We start from the raw sequence: 17,232 nt of genomic DNA, 5'->3' as shown, positions 1-17,232 counted from the left end.
CGGTTGTGCAGTTCATCTTTTCTGAGGAGCAGTTTCAGTGAGCATCGAGAAGCCCGAGGTCGACTTCCCGGGTGGCGAGCCGCCGACCGAGCTGGAGATCAAGGAGATCTGGGAGGGCGACGGCGCCGTTGCCGCGGACGGCGACAACGTCTCCGTCCACTACGTGGGCGTGGCCTTCTCCACCGGTGAAGAGTTCGACTCCTCGTGGAGCCGCGGTACGCCGCTCCAGTTCAAGCTCGGCTCCGGCATGGTCATCAAGGGCTGGGACCAGGGCGTCAAGGGCATGAAGGTCGGCGGTCGCCGCCAGCTGATCATCCCGGCGCACCTCGCCTACGGCGACCGTGGCGCGGGCAGCGCCATTGCGCCGGGTGAGACGCTGATCTTCGTCTGCGACCTCGTCGCCGTCTGAGCGTCCGGTCGGTTGGCCGGATCGCGACCCTGTCGCCGGCCGTCATGATCATGCCTCCTCGATGGAGGAGCGAAAGGGTCCGTGCCGTACGGCACGGACCCTTTCGGCGTCCGGCCGGGGCACGCGTGTTTTTGCCGGGACCCGCGGGGGCGGTACGGTCGAGCGTCGTAGCGCATGGAGAGAAAGGGCGTCGATGGCGATTGCCAAGGCCGAGCGGCTGATGAACCTCGCGCTGTGCCTGCTGGGCACGCGGCGTCCGCTCAGCAAGCGCGAGCTGCGCGGCTCCATCGAGGCGTACCTCGAAGCCGGTACCGACGAGTCCTTCAACCGCATGTTCGAGCGCGACAAGGACGATCTGCGCGAACTCGGCCTCGTCATCGAGACCGTCGAGGGACTCGACGGCGACATCGGCTACCTTGCCCGCCGCGACAGCAACCGCCTCCCCCCGATCACCCTCAGCGCGGAGGAGGCGGCGGCCCTGGAGATCGCCGCGAAGGTGTGGCAGCAGGCCCGCCTCGCCGGAGCGGCCAGTGGTGCGCTGCAGAAGCTGCGCGCCGCAGGAATGCCCGAGGCCGAGGACACCTACGAGATGCCGAGCGCCCTCGAACCGCGCATCCCCGTGCACGAGGCCGCCTTTGAGCCGCTGATGCTCGCCTGCCGCGACCGACGCCCGGTCACCTTCGACTACCGCAAGGGCAATTCCGCTCATGCCGAGCAGCGCCAGGTCGAGCCCTGGGGGCTGGAGTGCTGGCGCGGCCACTGGTACCTGGCCGGCTGGGACCGCGAGCGGGGTGCCGAGCGCGTCTTCCGCCTCTCGCGCATCACCGGCAGGGTCCGCTCCCGGGCCGGCGTCTTCACCGCCACCGTCCCGGACGTCGTCACCGTCCGGGAGACCGTGGAGAGCTGGGCCGGCGAGACCGCTACCCGTACCGCCCGGATCAGACTGCGCGCCGGGGCCGGCTTCCCGCTGCGCTCGCGGGCGGTCTCGGTACGGGACCTCGGCGACGGCTGGGACGAGTTGGAGATCCCGTACGGACACGGGCTGGACGCCTGGCTCGTCGAGTTCGGACCGGACGTCGTCGTACTGGAACCGGCCGGTCTGCGGGCCGATGTGGTCGACCGGCTGCGCGCCGTGGCCAAGGACTGAAGGACTCTAGGACCGAGGGCGACGACACCATGGCCACGAACGCGATCGACCAGACCCGGCGGATGCTCTCCCTGGTGACCTATCTGCGGGAGCGCCCGGGCGCCCATGTGCAGGACGTCGCCCGCGCCTTCGGGATCACCGAGGACGAGCTCATCTCCGACCTGGACGTGCTGCCCATGTGCGGAACCAGCTTCCGCGGCGGCGATCTTCTCGACATCGACACCGACGGCGACCGGATCTGGTGGCACAACCCGGACGACGTCGCCGAGCCGCTGCGGCTGGCCGCCGACGAGGCCACCGCGCTGCTCGTCGCCGCGCGGGCCGTCGCCACCCTGCCCGGGCTGCGCGAGAGCGACCGGCTCGCGCTCGTCCGGGCCACCGCCAAGCTGGAGACCGCCGCCGGGGAGACCGGTGCGGCCAGCTCCCGGCTCTCGGTGACCTTCGAGTCGGAGGGCGGCGTCTTCGCCGAGGTCGACCGGGCCATCTCCGAGCGCCGGCGGCTCTGGCTGCGCTACTACTCGCCGGCCCGGGACGAACTCACCGAGCGCGAGGTGGACCCGATCCGGCTCTTCGCGGTGGGCCACACGTACCTGGAGGGCTGGTGCCGGCTTTCCGAGGCGCGGCGTACCTTCCGCCTGGACCGGGTCGCGGAGATCCGGCTGCTCGACGAACCGGCGGCACCCCCGGAACTGGAGCTCCGAGACCTTTCGGAAGGGCTCGTGCAGCCGGCCGCCGAGGACCCGGAAGTGGTGATCGAGGTCGGCGCCGGCGGCCGCTGGGTCGCGGAGTACTACCCGCACGACCGTGCCGAGGAGCGCCCCGACGGCGGTCTGGTGATCACCCTGCGCACCCCGGACCCGGCCTCGCTGCGGAGGCTGGCCCTCCGCCTGGGCGGCGAGGGCCGCATCGTGTCGCCCCCCGAGCTGGCCGAGAGCGCCCGCCGGGCCGCCGCCGAAGCACTCGCCGCCTACGACGGCGTGGTCTGACGATGACGGGAACACAGGACGGCACGACGTCCCGGAGGTCCCGCGTGACGGGGGTCGCGGAAGCGGCCCGGCTCGCGGCGGCGGCCCAGGCCGTACGGTTCCGGGCAGGCTGCCCCGACTGCCGGACGCGCTTCGAGCTCGGTGCCGAGGCGCTGCGCCTCGCGATCGGGGCGGGCCCCCGCACCACCTTCTACTCCTTCACCTGTCCCGAGTGCGGCTCGGCCGTGCGCAAGCCCGCCGGGGAGCGCATCGTCGAGCTCCTCACCGGCGGCGGGGTACGCACCCTGCGCCTGCACACCGCCCCGTAACCGAGAAAGAGGCTCCGCCCGCATGTTCTGGCCCATGCTCGCCATCGCCCTGGGTTTTCTGGGGATCGCCGTGCTCGGCGTTCTCGCCGTCCGGGTCTTCCTCGAAGTCCGGAGGCTGGGCCGCCAGGTGACGGCCACCTCGGAGCGGATCAACCGGGCCGCCCAGGACCTGGAACGGGCCGCGACGCGCCTCGCCTCCACGGCGGACGTCCTCCGGTAGTGGGAGCCGCGCCCTCCGGATTTCCCGGACCGCGCGGTACGCTGCTCAGGTCGGCCCAGGCAGGAGGCGTGGTCCGGAACCGCGTGTATACGCAGGCATTGCCTCGCGTTTACCACCGCGGGTTACGATCGCTGCCAGCTGACGGTTCGGACGCGTGTCCGACTGATCGGGTAGTGAGCCCGTTCCTCCAGTCACCCCAGTGAGAAGGAAGTCGCACACATGATCGGCAATCTGAAGCCCCTTGAGTTGGTTCTGATCATCGCTGTCATCCTGCTGCTCTTCGGTGCCAAGAAGCTCCCGGACATGGCCCGTTCGATCGGAAAGTCCGCCCGCATCCTCAAGAGCGAGGCGAAGGCGATGAAGCGCGACGACGCCGAGCCCGCCACCCCGGCTGCCCAGACGGTGGCCGACCCCGCCCCGCAGCCCGCCGCCGCCCGTACCATCCAGGCCGCCCCGGGTGACGTCACCAGCGCGCGCCCCGTCACCGAGCCGAACCCCACCACCCAGAACTGACAGCTGATCCGTTCCACCGCCGGCTGCCGCACGAGACGAGGGAAGTGGGTTGCTCAAGTCTGCCCGCAAGCAGGAGAAGAACGACGAGGGGCGGATGCCCCTCCTCGATCACCTGCGTGAGTTGCGTAACCGGCTGCTGAAGGCCGTCCTGGCCATTGTCGTGGTGACGATCGTCGCCGCCTTCTTCCAGAAGGACATCTACGACTTCCTCCTGCGACCGATCCTCTCGTCGGTCGGCTGCAAGGACGGTGTGGTCACCGCGGTCAACGGCAAACCCTGTGCGCTGCTGAAGACCGACACCCTGATGGCGCCGTTCACCAACGCCCTCAAGGTCGCCCTCATGTCCGGTGTGCTCCTGGCCACGCCGGTCTGGCTCTACCAGCTGTGGGCCTTCGTGGCCCCTGGCCTGCACAAGGGGGAGAAGCGGTACGCCTACGGCTTCGCCGTCCTCGGCGCCCCGCTCTTCCTGGCCGGCGGTTACCTCGCCTACCTGATCCTGCCGCAGACCGCGCAGATCATGCTCGGTTTCAGTCCGGACAGCGTGCAGAACCAGATCGGCCTCGACAGCTACCTCGACCTGCTGACCCGCATGATCGTGGTCTTCGGCCTGGCCTTCGAGCTCCCTCTGCTGCTCGTCGCGCTGAACCTGACCGGGGTCGTCTCCGGGAAGCGGATGCTCGGCTGGTGGCGCGGGATGATCGTCGGCCTCACCGCCTTCGCCGCCATCGCCACCCCCGGCGGCGAGCCGGTCTCGATGCTGCTGCTGGCCGGTCCGCTGGCCGTCCTGTACTTCATCGCGGCCGGCTTCTCGATCCTGAACGACAAGCGCCGCAACCGCGGCAATCCCGATGCCGACCTCGACGACGACGAGGCCTCGGACCTCGACCTCACTCCCGAGCGCATCGACGAGGTGGAGAGCGTGTCCGCGAGCCGGGCCACCCTCCCGGGTCAGGCCTCGGGCGAGCAGGACGGTGCCGGATCGCAATCTCTCAACGGTTACGACGACATCACCTGACCTTGTAGGGTCCGGGAGGGTGACCAGCGAGATCACCCTCTTCGTCAATCCCACCGCGGGAAGCGGCCGGGGCGCGCACGCCGCGCAGCCGGCCGCTTCCGCGTTGCGGGCGGCCGGATTCTCCGTACGGACCGTGCTCGGCGCGGACGCGGACGACGGCCTGCGCCGGGCGCGGGAAGCCGTGGCCGGCGGTACGGACGCGCTGATCGCGGTGGGCGGTGACGGCATGGTCTCCCTTGCGCTCCAGGCGGTGGCCGGGTCCACGACCCCGCTGGGGGTGGTCGCCGTGGGCACCGGCAACGACTTCGCCCGGACCCTCGGGCTGCCGGTGCGCGACCCGGCAGCGGCCGGCCGGCTGGCCGCCGACGCCTTGAAGCGGGGCGGCGTACGCACCCTTGACCTCGGACGGGCCGGGGACCGGTGGTTCGGCACGGTGCTGGCCTCCGGCTTCGACTCCCGGGTCACCGACCGGGGCAACCGGATGCGGCTGATCCCCGGCCGCTTCAAGTACGACCTGGCGATCCTCGCCGAGCTGGCCTCCTTCCGGCCGGTCCCGTACCGGATACGGCTGGACGGCGGGGCCGTCATGGAGGTCGAGGCGACCCTGGTCGCGGTCGGCAACGGGACCTCCTACGGGGGTGGCATGCGGATCTGCGCGGACGCCGCCATGGACGACGGCCTCCTCGACGTGACCGTCGTCGGCGACTGCACCCGGGCCACCCTGCTGAAGGTCTTCCCGCAGGTCTACCGGGGCACCCACCTCGGCCACCCCGTGGTCACCGTCCACCGCGCCGCGTCCGTCGAACTGGCCGCGGCCTCCACCACCGCCTACGCCGACGGCGAGCCCGTGGGAGCGCTCCCGGTGACGGCCGTGTGCGTACCGGGGGCAGTCCGGGTACTCACCGGCTGAGCGCCCGCACCCCCGGGGCCGGGCCCCGGGGGCGCGGGCGGAAAAAGGGCGCATGGAGTGTCGGAGGTGGCGGGTAGGCTCGACAGCAAGATGACAGAGGACCTCTCACCAGCCGAGCGCTACCACGCCTCCCGCCTCCGCCAGGCCGAGATGGCCACGGCGCTGTGGCCCTTCCGCGAGATGTACGAGTTCGAACTCGACCCCTTCCAGATCGACGCCTGCAAGGCACTGGAAGCGGGCAAGGGCGTGCTGGTCGCCGCCCCGACCGGTTCGGGCAAGACGATCGTCGGCGAATTCGCGGTGCACCTCGCCCTGGAGCAGGGGCGCAAGTGCTTCTACACCACGCCGATCAAGGCGCTCTCCAACCAGAAGTTCGCCGACCTGGTCAAGCGCTACGGCGCCGACAAGGTCGGCCTGCTGACCGGTGACAACAGCGTCAACTCCGAGGCGCCGGTGGTCGTGATGACCACCGAGGTGCTGCGGAACATGCTGTACGCCGGCTCCCAGGCCCTGGACGGCCTCGGATACGTCGTGATGGACGAGGTGCACTACCTCTCCGATCGCTTCCGCGGAGCCGTCTGGGAGGAAGTGATCATCCACCTGCCCGACTCCGTGACCCTGGTCTCCCTCTCGGCGACCGTCTCCAACGCGGAGGAGTTCGGCGACTGGCTGGACACCGTGCGCGGGGACACCGAGGTCATCGTCTCCGAGGAACGACCTGTTCCGCTCTGGCAGCACGTGCTGGCCGGACGCCGGATGTACGACCTCTTCGAGGAGGAGACCGACCACGGCGGCCGGGGCTCCGCCCGCCGCGAGACCAATCCCGACCTGATCCGGCTCGCCCGCATGGAGAGCCAGGCCGGGTACAACCCCCGCGACCGCCGACGCGGGAAGATGGTGCGCGAGGCGGACCGCGAGCGCGAGCGCCGTCAGCGCAGCCGCATCTGGACGCCGTCCCGTCCCGAGGTCATCGACCGCCTCGACCACGAGGGACTGCTGCCCGCCATCACCTTCATCTTCAGCCGGGCCGGCTGCGAGGCGGCCGTGCAGCAGTGCCTCGCCGCCGGGCTGCGCCTCAACGACGAGGACAAGCGGAGCCTCGTGCGGGAGATCGTGGAGGAGCGGACCGCCTCCATCCCCGCCGAGGACCTGCACGTCCTCGGGTACTACGAATGGCTCGAAGGGCTGGAGCGGGGCATCGCCGCGCACCACGCCGGCATGTTGCCGACCTTCAAGGAGGTCGTGGAGGAGCTCTTCGTCCGCGGCCTCGTCAGGGCCGTCTTCGCCACCGAGACCCTCGCGCTCGGCATCAACATGCCGGCGCGCTCGGTGGTGCTGGAGAAGCTCGTCAAGTGGAACGGCGAGCAGCACGCGGACATCACGCCCGGCGAGTACACCCAGCTCACCGGTCGCGCGGGGCGCCGCGGCATCGACGTGGAGGGCCACGCCGTGGTGCTGTGGCAGCGCGGCCTCGACCCGGGCGCGCTGGCCGGGCTCGCGGGCACGCGTACGTACCCGCTCCGCTCCAGCTTCCGTCCTTCGTACAACATGGCGGTCAACCTGGTCCAGCAGTTCGGGCGGCACCGCTCGCGCGAGCTGCTGGAGACCTCCTTCGCGCAGTTCCAGGCGGACCGCTCGGTCGTCGGCATCTCCCGCCAGGTGCAGAAGAACGAAGAGGGCCTGGAGGGCTACCGCGAGGGCATGACCTGCCACCTCGGTGACTTCGAGGAGTACGCCCGCCTGCGGCGGGACCTCAAGGACCGCGAGACCGACCTGGCCAAGCAGGGTGCTTCGCAGCGCCGTGCCGCCGCGGCCGCCTCCCTGGAGAAGCTCAAGCCGGGCGACATCATCCACGTGCCGACCGGCAAGTTCGCCGGCCTCGCGCTGGTGCTGGACCCCGGACTGCCCGCCGGCCGGGCCAACGGCCACCGCGGCTTCGACCAGCACGACGGTCCGCGCCCGCTGGTGCTCACCGCCGAGCGCCAGGTGAAGCGGCTCGCGTCGATGGACTTCCCGGTCCCGGTGGAGGCCGTGGAGCGGATGCGGGTACCCAAGACGTTCAACCCGCGCTCGCCCCAGTCCCGCCGTGACCTCGCCTCCGCCCTGCGGACCAAGGCCGGGCACATCGAGCCGGACCGCCACCGCAAGGGACGCGCGGCGGCGGCCGACGACCGGGAGATCGCACGCCTGCGCACCGAGCTGCGGGCCCACCCGTGCCACGGCTGCGACGAGCGCGAGGACCACGCGCGCTGGGCGGAGCGGTACCACCGCCTCAAGCGCGACACCCGGCAGCTGGAGAACCGCATCGAGGGACGGACGAACACCATCGCCCGGACCTTCGACCGGATCGTCGCCCTGCTGACCGAGATGGACTACCTCCGCTCCAACGAGGTCACCGAGCACGGCCGCCGGCTGGCCCGGCTCTACGGCGAACTCGACCTGCTGGCCGCCGAGTGCCTGCGGGACGGCGTCTGGGAAGGCCTCAACCCGGCCGAACTCGCCGCCTGCGTCTCGGCGCTGGTGTACGAGGCGCGGCAGGCGGACGACGCGGTGGCCCCCAAGCTGCCGTCCGGTCCCGCGAAGACCGCCATGGCCGAGATGGTCCGCATCTGGGGACGGCTCGACGCCCTGGAGGAGGACTTCAAGATCAACCAGACCGAGGGGGTCGGCCAGCGCGAGCCGGACCTCGGCTTCGCCTGGGCGGTCTACATGTGGGCCTCCGGCCGCACCCTCGACGAGGTGCTGCGCGAGGCGGAGATGCCGGCCGGCGACTTCGTCCGCTGGTGCAAGCAGGTCATCGACGTCCTCGGCCAGGTCGCCGCCGCCGCCCCGCGCGAGGGCAGCACGGTGGCGAAGAACGCCCGTAAGGCCGTCGACGAGGTGCTGCGCGGAGTGGTGGCGTACAGCTCGGTGGGCTGAGGCCGCACGACTGGTGCGGGCCCGGGGGAACCCTTCCCCCGGGCCCGCTTTCTCTCCGCCGCACCGGATCCGGCCCCGGCCCTCCGCGAGCTCTATCCGATCATCAGTCCTGGCAGCCTGCAGTTCAGCCGGTGCACCCATTTCCCGTTCTCGAACGACGTCCCCCGCGTCTTCCCTCTGGGCGGAGGTGGATGGCGGGTGATCTGCCTGTGGGGTCAAGGAGGCGTCCCGCCTCGGGACACCTCCACCCCGGCGGAGGCTGTCGAGTTCGTTGTGGCGGGGCTGCCGGACGGCTGCGGGCCTGCGCTGGAGGGGCCCGCCGAGCTGCTGCCCAGCTGAGCGAGGCGGCTCCTGGACCCTCCTTCAGGCCCCGAAGGGGGCTCGCCTGTCGCCGCTCCAGCACGGGAACCTGAACCTGCTCGGCCGCTACAGCTTCACCGACAGGAGTAGCCAAGGCCGTGCTCTTCGGCTCAGGCCGTGCGCGGGAGGCCGTGGCGCAGGCCGTCGAGAAGGAGGTGGGTGATCTGGCGGGCTTCGTCGAGCCATCCATCTCTCACACGCATGGCACAGACGCCGCCCAGGGCCCGCAGCAGGGTGGGGCCGGTGACGTCGCCGCGGACGGTGCCGGCCGCGGATCCGGCGTCGAGGAGGCGGGTGAGGGCGTCGCCCATGCGGGTGCGGGCGTCTTCGAAGACCGGTGAGTCGGTCGCCATGATGCTTTCCAGCGCGATGGACATCCCCTTGCCCACGGCCGCATGGTCGACCAGCAGGAGCAGGAAGCGGCGCAGGGCCTCCTCTGGGGCGTGCTGGTCCAGCAGCTGCTCGGGGGCTGCGCACAGGTCGTCGACCTCCTTACGGTAGACCTCCTCGATCAGTGCTTCGCGAGTCTCGAAGTGCCGGTAGAGCGTTCCGACGGCGACTCCGGCGCTGCGGGCGATCTCTTCCACATGTGCGTCGGTGTCACCTGCGAGGAATGCTTCACGGGCTGCGGAGAGCAGGGCTTCGCGGTTGCGGCGCGCGTCGGCGCGTAGCGGGCGTGGTGACGACAAGATACCTCCATAAGGTGAGTCCGGTTCCGCTTATGTGTATCGTTTCCGGAGTCAGGTTCATCTTACGGAAGGACTATCCGATGCCCACCATCAGTGAGGAGCTGGAGGACCTGCGGGTCCTGGTCACCGGCGGCAGCCGGGGCATAGGGGCGGCGACCGTGCGCCGGTTCGTCGCCGCGGGCGCGACCGTGCTCACGGCTTCACGCAGCCGGCCCGCCGAGGACAGCGGCGCCACCTTCATACCGGCGGACCTCTCAACCCCGGAGGGAGTGGCCGACCTCGGCCGTCGCGTCATCGACCATGCGGGGGGTGTCGACGTACTCGTGAACAACGCCGGAGCGGCGAGCCCTCCAGCACCGACCCTGAGTCGGTCGGACGAGTCCTGGCACGCGGACCTGGGTATGAACCTCCTGAGCGCCGTGCGCCTGGACCGGGCCCTGGTGCCGGGCATGGTCGAGCGGCGTGCCGGTGTCGTCGTGCACGTCTCCTCGATCGCCAGCCAGCTGCCCCAGCGCACGGAAGCCTCCTACGCCGCAGCCAAGGCCGCGCTGAACACCTACAGCCGCGAACTGGCCACCGAGGTCGGCGAACACGGAGTACGCGTGGTCTGCGTTCTTCCCGGCTTCGTCGTCACCGACGGCTCCACCGCCCACCTGCGCCACATGGCCGAGCAGCAGGGCGTGACCACGGACGAGATCACCCGCCAGATCGTGGACCACCTGAAAATCCCCATGGACCGCCCCGGAGACCCCGAGGACGTCGCCGAGATGATCGCCTTTCTCGCCTCCAGTCGCGCGAAGTGGCTCACCGGCGCACAGTTCCGCGTCGACGGCGGCATCCTGCCCACCGTCTGAACACCAACCCCCACGACGAACAGGAACACCGCCATGCCCCTCACCCTGACCTCCGTGATCATCGACGCCGCCGACATCGAGACGGAAGGCACCTTCTGGCACCGCCTGCTCGGCGGTTCGACCACCACCACCCCCACCCACCGCTTCATCCAGGCACCCGGCCTGCCCGTGATCGTCATCCAGTCCGCCCCCGGCCACACCGCCCCGGACTGGCCGGACGGCGCTCCCCAGCAGATGCACCTCGACTTCGCTGTCGAAGACCTCGCGACCGCCGACCGCGCCGCCACCGACGCCGGTGCCACCCGCCTGCGCCCCACGGAGGAGCCCAGCTCCGACATCAGCACCGGCAGCCGCGTGTACGCCAGCCCCGCCGGACACCCTTTCTGCCTCCGCGCAGCCTGAGCCTGCCATCGCTCACCGTAGGTGCCTGTGTTCACACGATCGTTTGCCGACAGAGGCTCCAGCCGTCCAATGAACCCGTGCAGTCCGGGGGTTCGAAGCGGCGCGAATCCCATCAGATCCGATGGTGATTGCTGACAGGGTTTGACGACAGACAGGGTCCGATCCTCCCTACGGAAGGGGCCCCTCGGTGGCGAACCTGGTCCACAAGCGGGTCTCGACCGACCGGCGGCCGACGGCCCGGCAGAACCTCGTCCTGGTACGAGGCCGGAATCGAGGACCCGGTCGTCTTCGAGGAGGACCCGGGCACCTCCAGCCGCCTCCACCTCCTCCAGCGGCCGAAGTTCGGCGAGCTGCTGGCGTACGCGCGCCCGGGCGACACCGTGCCCATCTCCGAGATGTTCCGCCTCGTACGCAGTCCCGGCCCAGCGCAAGGCCCGCCGCGAGTACGAGAACCGCGTCAGCATCCTCACGCCGACGGAGTCATGATCGTTCTCAGCGCCAACGGCTGTACCTATGTTCCCCGAGGCCGGGATCTCACGGGCGCCGCTTCTCCAGCAGGGCTCGCCGAGCCGCCTTCGTGCGCAGGGCCCGGTACCGGAGTACGTCGTACGGGCTGGGCGCGTAGCGCCAAGGGAGACCGTTCAAGAAGCCGTCGACATGGCGCCACTGCGCGCGGGCCTCGCGGTAACGCCCCTGCCGGAAGAGGAAGTAACCGAGGATGTGCCGGACGTACGGCAGTTGCGGGTGGTCCTGCGGAGCGGCGGCCACGTCCGCCAGCGCGGCGTCGACCATGACGCGCACCGACGACGCCCGGTAGGCCGAGGCGGGCAAGTCCTCGTCGTTGTTCTCGAACCAGGCGATCAGCGGGAGAGCCGCCATCAGGCTCCCGGCGGGGGCGTTCTCCGCGGCCTTCTCGGCGAAGTTCCGTACCACTCGCTTGGATCCGTGCCACTTCGCGCACCAGTACTGCAAGGCACTGGCGTGGGCGCCGAAGTGATGGGGGGCGCGCTCGGTGATTTCCTGCCACAGCAGGTGCATGTCACGGTTCGGGTAGTTGAGCCCCATCGCCATCCATATCTCGGCGACGAAGGGCGTCGGATCCGCCGGGTTGAGCCGGGCCGCCCGCACGACGTCCTCGCGTGAGTCCCACAGGGCCTGGTGGAAGCGGGCGAACTTCGCGCGGGACGTCACGTTCGCCCGCATAGCGCCCCTGAGCTTCCAGGCGTAGGAGATCCGGGCGCGCACGCGGACCACAGCCGCGTCCGGGTCGCCGGGGCGAGCAGCCTCCCAGGCGCGCAACCACTCGTCTCCCGCGTACGCCGCCACCCGGCCGAGTACGTCGCTGTACAGGGCACGCCGTTCCCAGTCCTCACCCGTCCCGCCCATCAGTCGGGCGGCCGGCTCCCACTGCTTGCGCCGGGCGGCGGCAGCGGCCTTTCGCAACGCCCGATCCGGGCCGGCGAGTTGGCGGGTTTGCCACCGGAGAGGAAGAAGGAAGAACCACAGCAGGCAGACGACCGCCATCACCACCAGGAACGCCACCGCGTATGACTCCATGACTCGTCGGTGCCGACGAGGGACGGAACGCCCCCCGCCTCGGTGGGGACGGGCGGTGCACCTCGATGGTGATCACGCCGGCCGCCACGCCGGATGATCATCGCACGCCTGTTCGCCGCGATGAAGTCGGTGAGGCCGGTGAGGCCGGTGAGGCGGTGAAGTCGCGAAGTACCCGATCGTGGGCGGTGGGCGGTGGAAGGCGGCCGGTGATCGGTGCGGGTACGGACGGGGCGCCTCGGGTTCCCGTACCCCCGGCCGTCCACGCCATCGGGGCGCGACGCGCGGAGGGGTACGGGAACCCACCGCCGAAAGGCGGCGCGGGGTCAGCGGACGGTGGTCGTCCGCTGCTCCTTCAGGGCCGCGCAGTTGGAGTTCTCCACCGACACGGACACGTTGGCGATGCCGCCACCCCAGCTCACGCAGTGGCCCTTGCCGTAGACACGGACCGGACCCGCGTACGACGTGTAGTTCCCGTAGTCGTCGGCCCACTCGTCGGTGTCGGCCACGTAGACGTACGCGGACACGTTCGTGGCGGTGCCCGGGCTGCTGCGGATGGTCGCGACGCAGTTCTTGCCGTTCGCCGCGTTGTACGTCAGGTAGACGGTGCCCAGCGAACCGACGGGCGCCGAGTTCACTGTCTTGTAGGCGCTGCCGCAGACCCCCTGCGGTGTGACGTTCGGCGCTGCCTGGGCGGTGGCGCCGAACGCCGCTGCGGTGCCCACCACGAGCGCGGTCAACGCTCCGGTGGCCGCGACATTACGCGTGAATCCCATAATTTCCCCCTTGTGACTCCAAGAGCGTTTTGCTCCCACCTGATGTGACCGCCGAACGGCACGGATGGTTGCACCGGAGGCACAAGGAGTTGTCGGGAGACTCGACCGGCCCGGCCGGAAGGCTCCGGACGGTCCCGAGGAGGGGGCCGGCCCCCGGGGCGGGGCGGGCGCGTCCGGGCGTGCAGGTGTCCTGTCGGGCGGGCAGGCCCGGACGCTCCCCGTCAGACGGCCGAGGTGCGCGCCGCGTCCCGCTTGGCGACTTCCTCCCGCACGATCGGGATGACATGACGGCCGAAGTCGATCGCGTCGTCGAGCAGGTCGTACCCCCGGGCGGACAAAATCTCGACCCCCAGGTCGTAGTAGTCGAGGAGGGCCTGCGCGACCGTCTCCGGAGTGCCCACCAGGGCCGTGGAGTTACCTGCGCCGCCGGTCTCCGCCGAGGTCGGCGTCCACAGCGCGCGGTCATGGCGCTCACCCCGGTCCGCGACGGCGAGGAGCCGCTGCGAACCGGCGTTCTGCGGGTTGGCCAGGGAGTGGCGGCGGCTCGTCGGAACACCCGCCTTGCGCGCCTTGATGCGGTCGAGCGTCCGGTGCGCCTTCTCCCACGCGAGCTCCTCCGTGGGGGCGATGATCGGGCGGAACGCCACCTGGATCTTCGGTACGTCCGTGCGCCCCGCCGCCTCGGCCGCCGCCTTGACCGAGGCGATCTGCTCGGCGGTCTCCGCGAGGGGCTCCCCCCACAGGCAGAAGATGTCGGCCTCGGCGCCCCCCGCCGCGTACGCCGCCGGGGAGGAACCGCCGAACGAGACCTGCGGGTGCGGCTGCTGGACGGGGAAGGTGTCGCTCACGAAGTCGTTGAAGCGGTAGTGCGTGCCCTCGTGGTCGAAGGGCTCGTGGGAGGTCCACGCCTTCTTGATGATCTGGATGGCTTCCCGGGTGCGGGCGTACCGCTCGTCCTTGGTGAGGAAGTCGCCCTCGCGCTGCTGCTCGTGGTCGTTGCCGCCGGTGATGAAGTGGACGGCGAGGCGGCCGTCGCTGATCCGGTCGAGCGTGGCGAAGGTCTTCGCGGCGAACGTCGGGTACGAGACGTTGGGCCGGTGTGCCACGAGGATCTGGAGCCGGTCCGTACGGGCGGCGATGAACGCCGCGGCCGGGGACGGGTCGGGGGAGCCGGAGCCGTAGGCGAAGAGCACCCGGTCCCAGCCGTGGTCCTCGTGGGCGCGGGCCAGCTTGAGCGTGTACTCCCGGTCGAAGGACGCTCCCGAGCGGGGCGTCACTTCGGAACCTTCGTTGGTCGCGGCGATGCCGAGGAACTCTACGGGCATGGCGATGCCTCATCTTCTGCTGCGGTGGCGCAGACCGGCCGGGCGGCGCGGTGCTGTCGTGCTGACGGAAGGAGCAGTCAGGGACGACAGGAGGCCGACCACACACGACCGAAGTCGATGTGGTCGCGGGTGACCAGCAGCAGTCGAGGGCGCATCCGCTCAGTGGACCAGCCGGAACGGTACGGCGTCAACGGGTGTCCGAGCGGTGGGCGGACGAGGGCCGGTGCCTCTCGTCCGGATCGTGCTGGGCTGGCGTGCCCCGGCCCGACCCCGACGAAAGCGACCCCAGCGGCGTTCGGACGCGGGGAGCACCGCTCTGTTCGTCCAGGCGGAGGGCGAGGGTCCTCAGTTCGGCGGTGCGCAGCACGCGGCCCCCGTACCCGGGCAGCGGTACGTGGAGCGGCTCCGTCCAGCGGGCGGGGATCGCGCTCATGCCGTGGACGGCCCCGGCGAGCGCCCCGGTCACGGCGGCCACCGTGTCGGTGTCGCCACCTACGTCGATCGCCGCCGCGAGTGCGGTCTCGAAGGACGACGTCGTCCGCAGGGCCCAGACGGCGGTGCCCAGGCAGGGCCAGACCGCGCCGTTGAACTCGGTCGCCAGATTCGGGTGCCAGTCGGGGGCGAGCACCACCGCCCAGCGGGCGCGCTGGTCCTCGCGCACCTCGGCGAGGGCAGCCGGCAGCGCGGCGGCCGGGTCGCCGCCGTCCAGCGCGACCCGGATCAGCTCGTGGAGGACGGCTGTGCCCTCCCAGGCGGCCGGGTCCCCGTGTGTCAGGGCCGCGATCCGCCGGGCGGCGTCCATCGTGGCGGTGCGGGCCCCGGCCTCGTCGCAGGGGCGCGGTCCTGCCGTACGGGCGAAACGGACGGCCGATCCGGCCGCCCGCATCAGTGAGCCGTTGCCCGCCGCGCGGCCCTCCACCTGGAAGTGAAGTGCGGCGGCCAGGTCCCACGGGTCGCCGCCGAGCAACACGATCTCGGTCTGGATGCCGATGTCCTTGGGGCCGGCGGCCGCCCACCGGCGGAACCGGCCGAAGATGTCGGCGAGGTCGAGCCCGTCCCGTTCCAGCAACGACTCGGCGACGAGCACGGCCATCTGTGTGTCGTCAGTCGCCTCGCCCGGGTCCCAGCCGCCACCCCCGCACATCGTGCCGGTGCCGTCGGGGAAGCGGGCCAACCAGACTCCGGCCGGCCCGAACTCGAAGGGTGCGCCCAGCGCGTCCCCGACCGCCGAGCCGACGACGGCGCCCACGACCCGGTCCTGCCGCTCTCCCCGCCCCATGGGCGCACCCTACGGGGTTCGGGCGGACAGGTGCCGACGCCGGTCGGCGTCAGTCCCGGGAACCGGAGGCTCGTCGTGCCCCGGCACCCTTCGTCCCGGCTCTGCCTCCTGCCGAGCCGCCGCGCTTCATCGAGGCGGCCGCGCAGATCAGCCCGAGGACCACGGCGAGTCCGCCGATGATGACGTTGTTCAGGATCACCCCGAAGTCGGGACCACTGCCCACGATCCACGGTGCGACGATCATCCAGGCACCCATCGCGCAGATCGCCCAGCTCAGGCCGTACATCCTGGACGGGGACGCGGTGATGCCGAGGCCGAGAACGGCGAGGGCGATGCCGATGATCAGGTTGTGCTGCACCAGCGACGGCTGGCTCGACGTGAAGTGGAGCACCCAGGGCGACACCGCGCAGTACAGGCCGAGGAGGAACACCGGCGCGTCCACGAGAGCCACGTCGCGGCCCCCGAGCGTGCGGTTGTAGCGCTCGCGCATCTCGGGGAGGTCGGGATGGTCCGCCATGTCGGCGTGCGCGTCCGCACGGGTGTCGGCACGGGTGTGTGAGAGGTCGGACATGAGTCGTCTCCTTTGCGGTCCCGTGGGCCCGCCCGCCACTGACCTGACCCGGACGGGACGCCCGGGGCGAGCGGTACCTCCTTCCCCATGGTGCGCTTAACTCCCATTTACGCGCCGGGGCCCGGGGCGGACGACTGCGCAAATCGCGGTGCGTACTCAGCGCTCTCCAACGGACCGCGTGGGAGGGGGGTTTGCCGGTCGTGGGTACCGACCGGCAAACCCCTCGCGGTGCTCCGGCCCCGCCGGGCCGGTCGCCGCCTACTGGGGCGGCATCAGGACCGAGTCGACGATGTAGACCGTGGCGTTGGCCGTCCGGACGTTGCCGCAGACGATCTTCGCGCTGTCGTTGACGGTGTAGGTCATGTCCGAGCCGGACGTCGTCAGCTTGCCCTTCTCCAGCGTGGTGAAGGAGCCGTTCGACAGCTGCTTCGGGGCGATCTTCTGGCCGACCACGTGGTAGGTGAGGACCTTGGTCAGCTCCTCCTTGTTGGCGAGCAGCTTCTCCAGGTCGGCCTTCGGGACCTTGGCGAACGCCTCGTTGGTCGGTGCGAAGACGGTGATGTTCTCGGCGCTGTTCAGGGTGTCCACCAGCCCCGCCGCCTTGACGGCGGTGACCAGGGTGGCGAGGTCCGGGTTGTTCGAGGCGGCGGTGGCGACGGGGTCCTGCGCCATGCCGTCGAAGGAACCCGCGCCGTTCTCGGGTACGGACGAACAGGCCGGGCCGAAGGGCGCGTCCGGGGCCATCGAGCCGTCCGCCGACGCGCCGGTCGCCGGCGAGCTGGCCGAACCCGCCTTGTCGGGGGCGGAGCCGGCTGCCGAGTCCTTGGAGTCCGAGGAGGAGCAGGACGACAGAGCCAGCGGCAGCACGGCGGCGGCCGAGACGGCGACGGCGAGGCGACGGAGGTGCAGGGCGTTCATGGTGTTCTCCTGTTGGGGATGGTGTTGTCCGGGCGATCGGACGGCCCGGGCGGTTCGGTTGCGGAACGGGAAGGTGG

General features: G+C 70.9%; 18 protein-coding genes and 1 pseudogene. 12 read left to right on the top strand and 7 right to left on the bottom strand.

The genetic code is table 11. The features are described from left to right. Positions 1–37: 37 nt before the first annotated feature. The 10 genes and pseudogenes from ACFYPN_RS14985 to ACFYPN_RS14940 form a co-directional block, all read left to right on the top strand. Positions 38–409 carry an FKBP-type peptidyl-prolyl cis-trans isomerase gene (locus ACFYPN_RS14985; RefSeq protein ID WP_358759115.1) on the top strand — a complete coding sequence of 124 codons (372 nt, stop codon included), beginning with the start codon at positions 38–40 and terminating at the stop codon, positions 407–409. Between the two features lie 193 nt (positions 410–602). Further along, complete coding sequence (locus ACFYPN_RS14980; RefSeq protein WP_358759113.1) at positions 603–1,556, top strand: WYL domain-containing protein; 954 nt, start codon at positions 603–605, stop codon at positions 1,554–1,556. A gap of 29 nt (positions 1,557–1,585) precedes the next feature. Then, entirely contained in the window at positions 1,586–2,542 is a 957-nt protein-coding gene (locus tag ACFYPN_RS14975; RefSeq protein ID WP_358759111.1) for a WYL domain-containing protein, read from the top strand. A 2-nt stretch (positions 2,543–2,544) separates the two neighbouring features. After that, positions 2,545–2,850 (top strand): hypothetical protein, encoded by a 306-nt coding sequence (locus tag ACFYPN_RS14970; protein ID WP_358759110.1) that lies wholly within the window; start codon positions 2,545–2,547, stop codon positions 2,848–2,850. Between the two features lie 22 nt (positions 2,851–2,872). Beyond that, complete coding sequence (locus ACFYPN_RS14965) at positions 2,873–3,070, top strand: hypothetical protein (protein ID WP_358759108.1); 198 nt, start codon at positions 2,873–2,875, stop codon at positions 3,068–3,070. 219 nt (positions 3,071–3,289) lie between these two features. Then, complete coding sequence (tatA, locus tag ACFYPN_RS14960) at positions 3,290–3,583, top strand: Sec-independent protein translocase subunit TatA (RefSeq protein WP_358759106.1); 294 nt, start codon at positions 3,290–3,292, stop codon at positions 3,581–3,583. A 49-nt stretch (positions 3,584–3,632) separates the two neighbouring features. Beyond that, positions 3,633–4,598, top strand: coding sequence for a twin-arginine translocase subunit TatC (tatC, locus tag ACFYPN_RS14955; protein WP_358759104.1), 966 nt, complete (start codon positions 3,633–3,635; stop codon positions 4,596–4,598). A gap of 19 nt (positions 4,599–4,617) precedes the next feature. Next, entirely contained in the window at positions 4,618–5,508 is an 891-nt protein-coding gene (locus ACFYPN_RS14950) for a diacylglycerol kinase (protein ID WP_389298462.1), read from the top strand. A gap of 90 nt (positions 5,509–5,598) precedes the next feature. Next, positions 5,599–8,427, top strand: coding sequence for a DEAD/DEAH box helicase (locus tag ACFYPN_RS14945; protein ID WP_358759100.1), 2,829 nt, complete (start codon positions 5,599–5,601; stop codon positions 8,425–8,427). Positions 8,428–8,475: 48 nt separating this feature from the next. Beyond that, a pseudogene (locus tag ACFYPN_RS14940) lies at positions 8,476–8,766 on the top strand (DUF6193 family natural product biosynthesis protein); the annotation flags it as partial. Between the two features lie 131 nt (positions 8,767–8,897). Here ACFYPN_RS14940 and ACFYPN_RS14935 read toward each other — a convergent pair. Beyond that, positions 8,898–9,476 carry a TetR/AcrR family transcriptional regulator gene (locus tag ACFYPN_RS14935; RefSeq protein WP_389298460.1) on the bottom strand — a complete coding sequence of 193 codons (579 nt, stop codon included), beginning with the start codon at positions 9,474–9,476 and terminating at the stop codon, positions 8,898–8,900. 80 nt (positions 9,477–9,556) lie between these two features. Here ACFYPN_RS14935 and ACFYPN_RS14930 point away from each other — a divergent pair, with 80 nt between their 5' ends. Together ACFYPN_RS14930 and ACFYPN_RS14925 are read left to right on the top strand one after the other, a co-directional pair. Continuing rightward, positions 9,557–10,330 (top strand): oxidoreductase, encoded by a 774-nt coding sequence (locus ACFYPN_RS14930; RefSeq protein ID WP_358759096.1) that lies wholly within the window; start codon positions 9,557–9,559, stop codon positions 10,328–10,330. A gap of 33 nt (positions 10,331–10,363) precedes the next feature. Continuing rightward, the gene (locus ACFYPN_RS14925) at positions 10,364–10,732 is read left to right on the top strand and encodes a VOC family protein (RefSeq protein WP_358759094.1); all 369 of its coding nucleotides are present in this window, start codon (positions 10,364–10,366) and stop codon (positions 10,730–10,732) included. Positions 10,733–11,266: 534 nt separating this feature from the next. Here the strand turns inward: ACFYPN_RS14925 and ACFYPN_RS14920 are convergent. The 6 genes from ACFYPN_RS14920 to ACFYPN_RS14895 all read right to left on the bottom strand — a co-directional run bounded on the left by ACFYPN_RS14920 (position 11,267) and on the right by ACFYPN_RS14895 (position 17,155). Further along, entirely contained in the window at positions 11,267–12,289 is a 1,023-nt protein-coding gene (locus ACFYPN_RS14920; RefSeq protein ID WP_389298457.1) for a hypothetical protein, read from the bottom strand. A gap of 323 nt (positions 12,290–12,612) precedes the next feature. Then, positions 12,613–13,062 carry a spore-associated protein gene (locus ACFYPN_RS14915; RefSeq protein WP_358759090.1) on the bottom strand — a complete coding sequence of 150 codons (450 nt, stop codon included), beginning with the start codon at positions 13,060–13,062 and terminating at the stop codon, positions 12,613–12,615. Positions 13,063–13,283: 221 nt separating this feature from the next. Continuing rightward, positions 13,284–14,387, bottom strand: a complete 1,104-nt coding sequence (locus ACFYPN_RS14910) for an LLM class flavin-dependent oxidoreductase (protein ID WP_389298455.1) — start codon at positions 14,385–14,387, stop codon at positions 13,284–13,286. Positions 14,388–14,574: 187 nt separating this feature from the next. Next, a complete protein-coding gene (locus ACFYPN_RS14905) occupies positions 14,575–15,666 on the bottom strand; it encodes an ADP-ribosylglycohydrolase family protein (protein ID WP_389298453.1) in 1,092 nt (363 codons plus the stop codon). Between the two features lie 49 nt (positions 15,667–15,715). Then, positions 15,716–16,237 carry an SPW repeat protein gene (locus tag ACFYPN_RS14900; protein ID WP_389298452.1) on the bottom strand — a complete coding sequence of 174 codons (522 nt, stop codon included), beginning with the start codon at positions 16,235–16,237 and terminating at the stop codon, positions 15,716–15,718. Between the two features lie 258 nt (positions 16,238–16,495). Further along, positions 16,496–17,155 (bottom strand): fasciclin domain-containing protein, encoded by a 660-nt coding sequence (locus ACFYPN_RS14895; protein WP_389298450.1) that lies wholly within the window; start codon positions 17,153–17,155, stop codon positions 16,496–16,498. Positions 17,156–17,232 lie beyond the last annotated feature (77 nt).

The sequence above is a fragment of the Streptomyces sp. NPDC005576 genome (genome assembly GCF_042871745.1).
Classification (GTDB): domain Bacteria; phylum Actinomycetota; class Actinomycetes; order Streptomycetales; family Streptomycetaceae; genus Streptomyces.
This window is presented reverse-complemented; position numbering and strand designations above follow the sequence as displayed.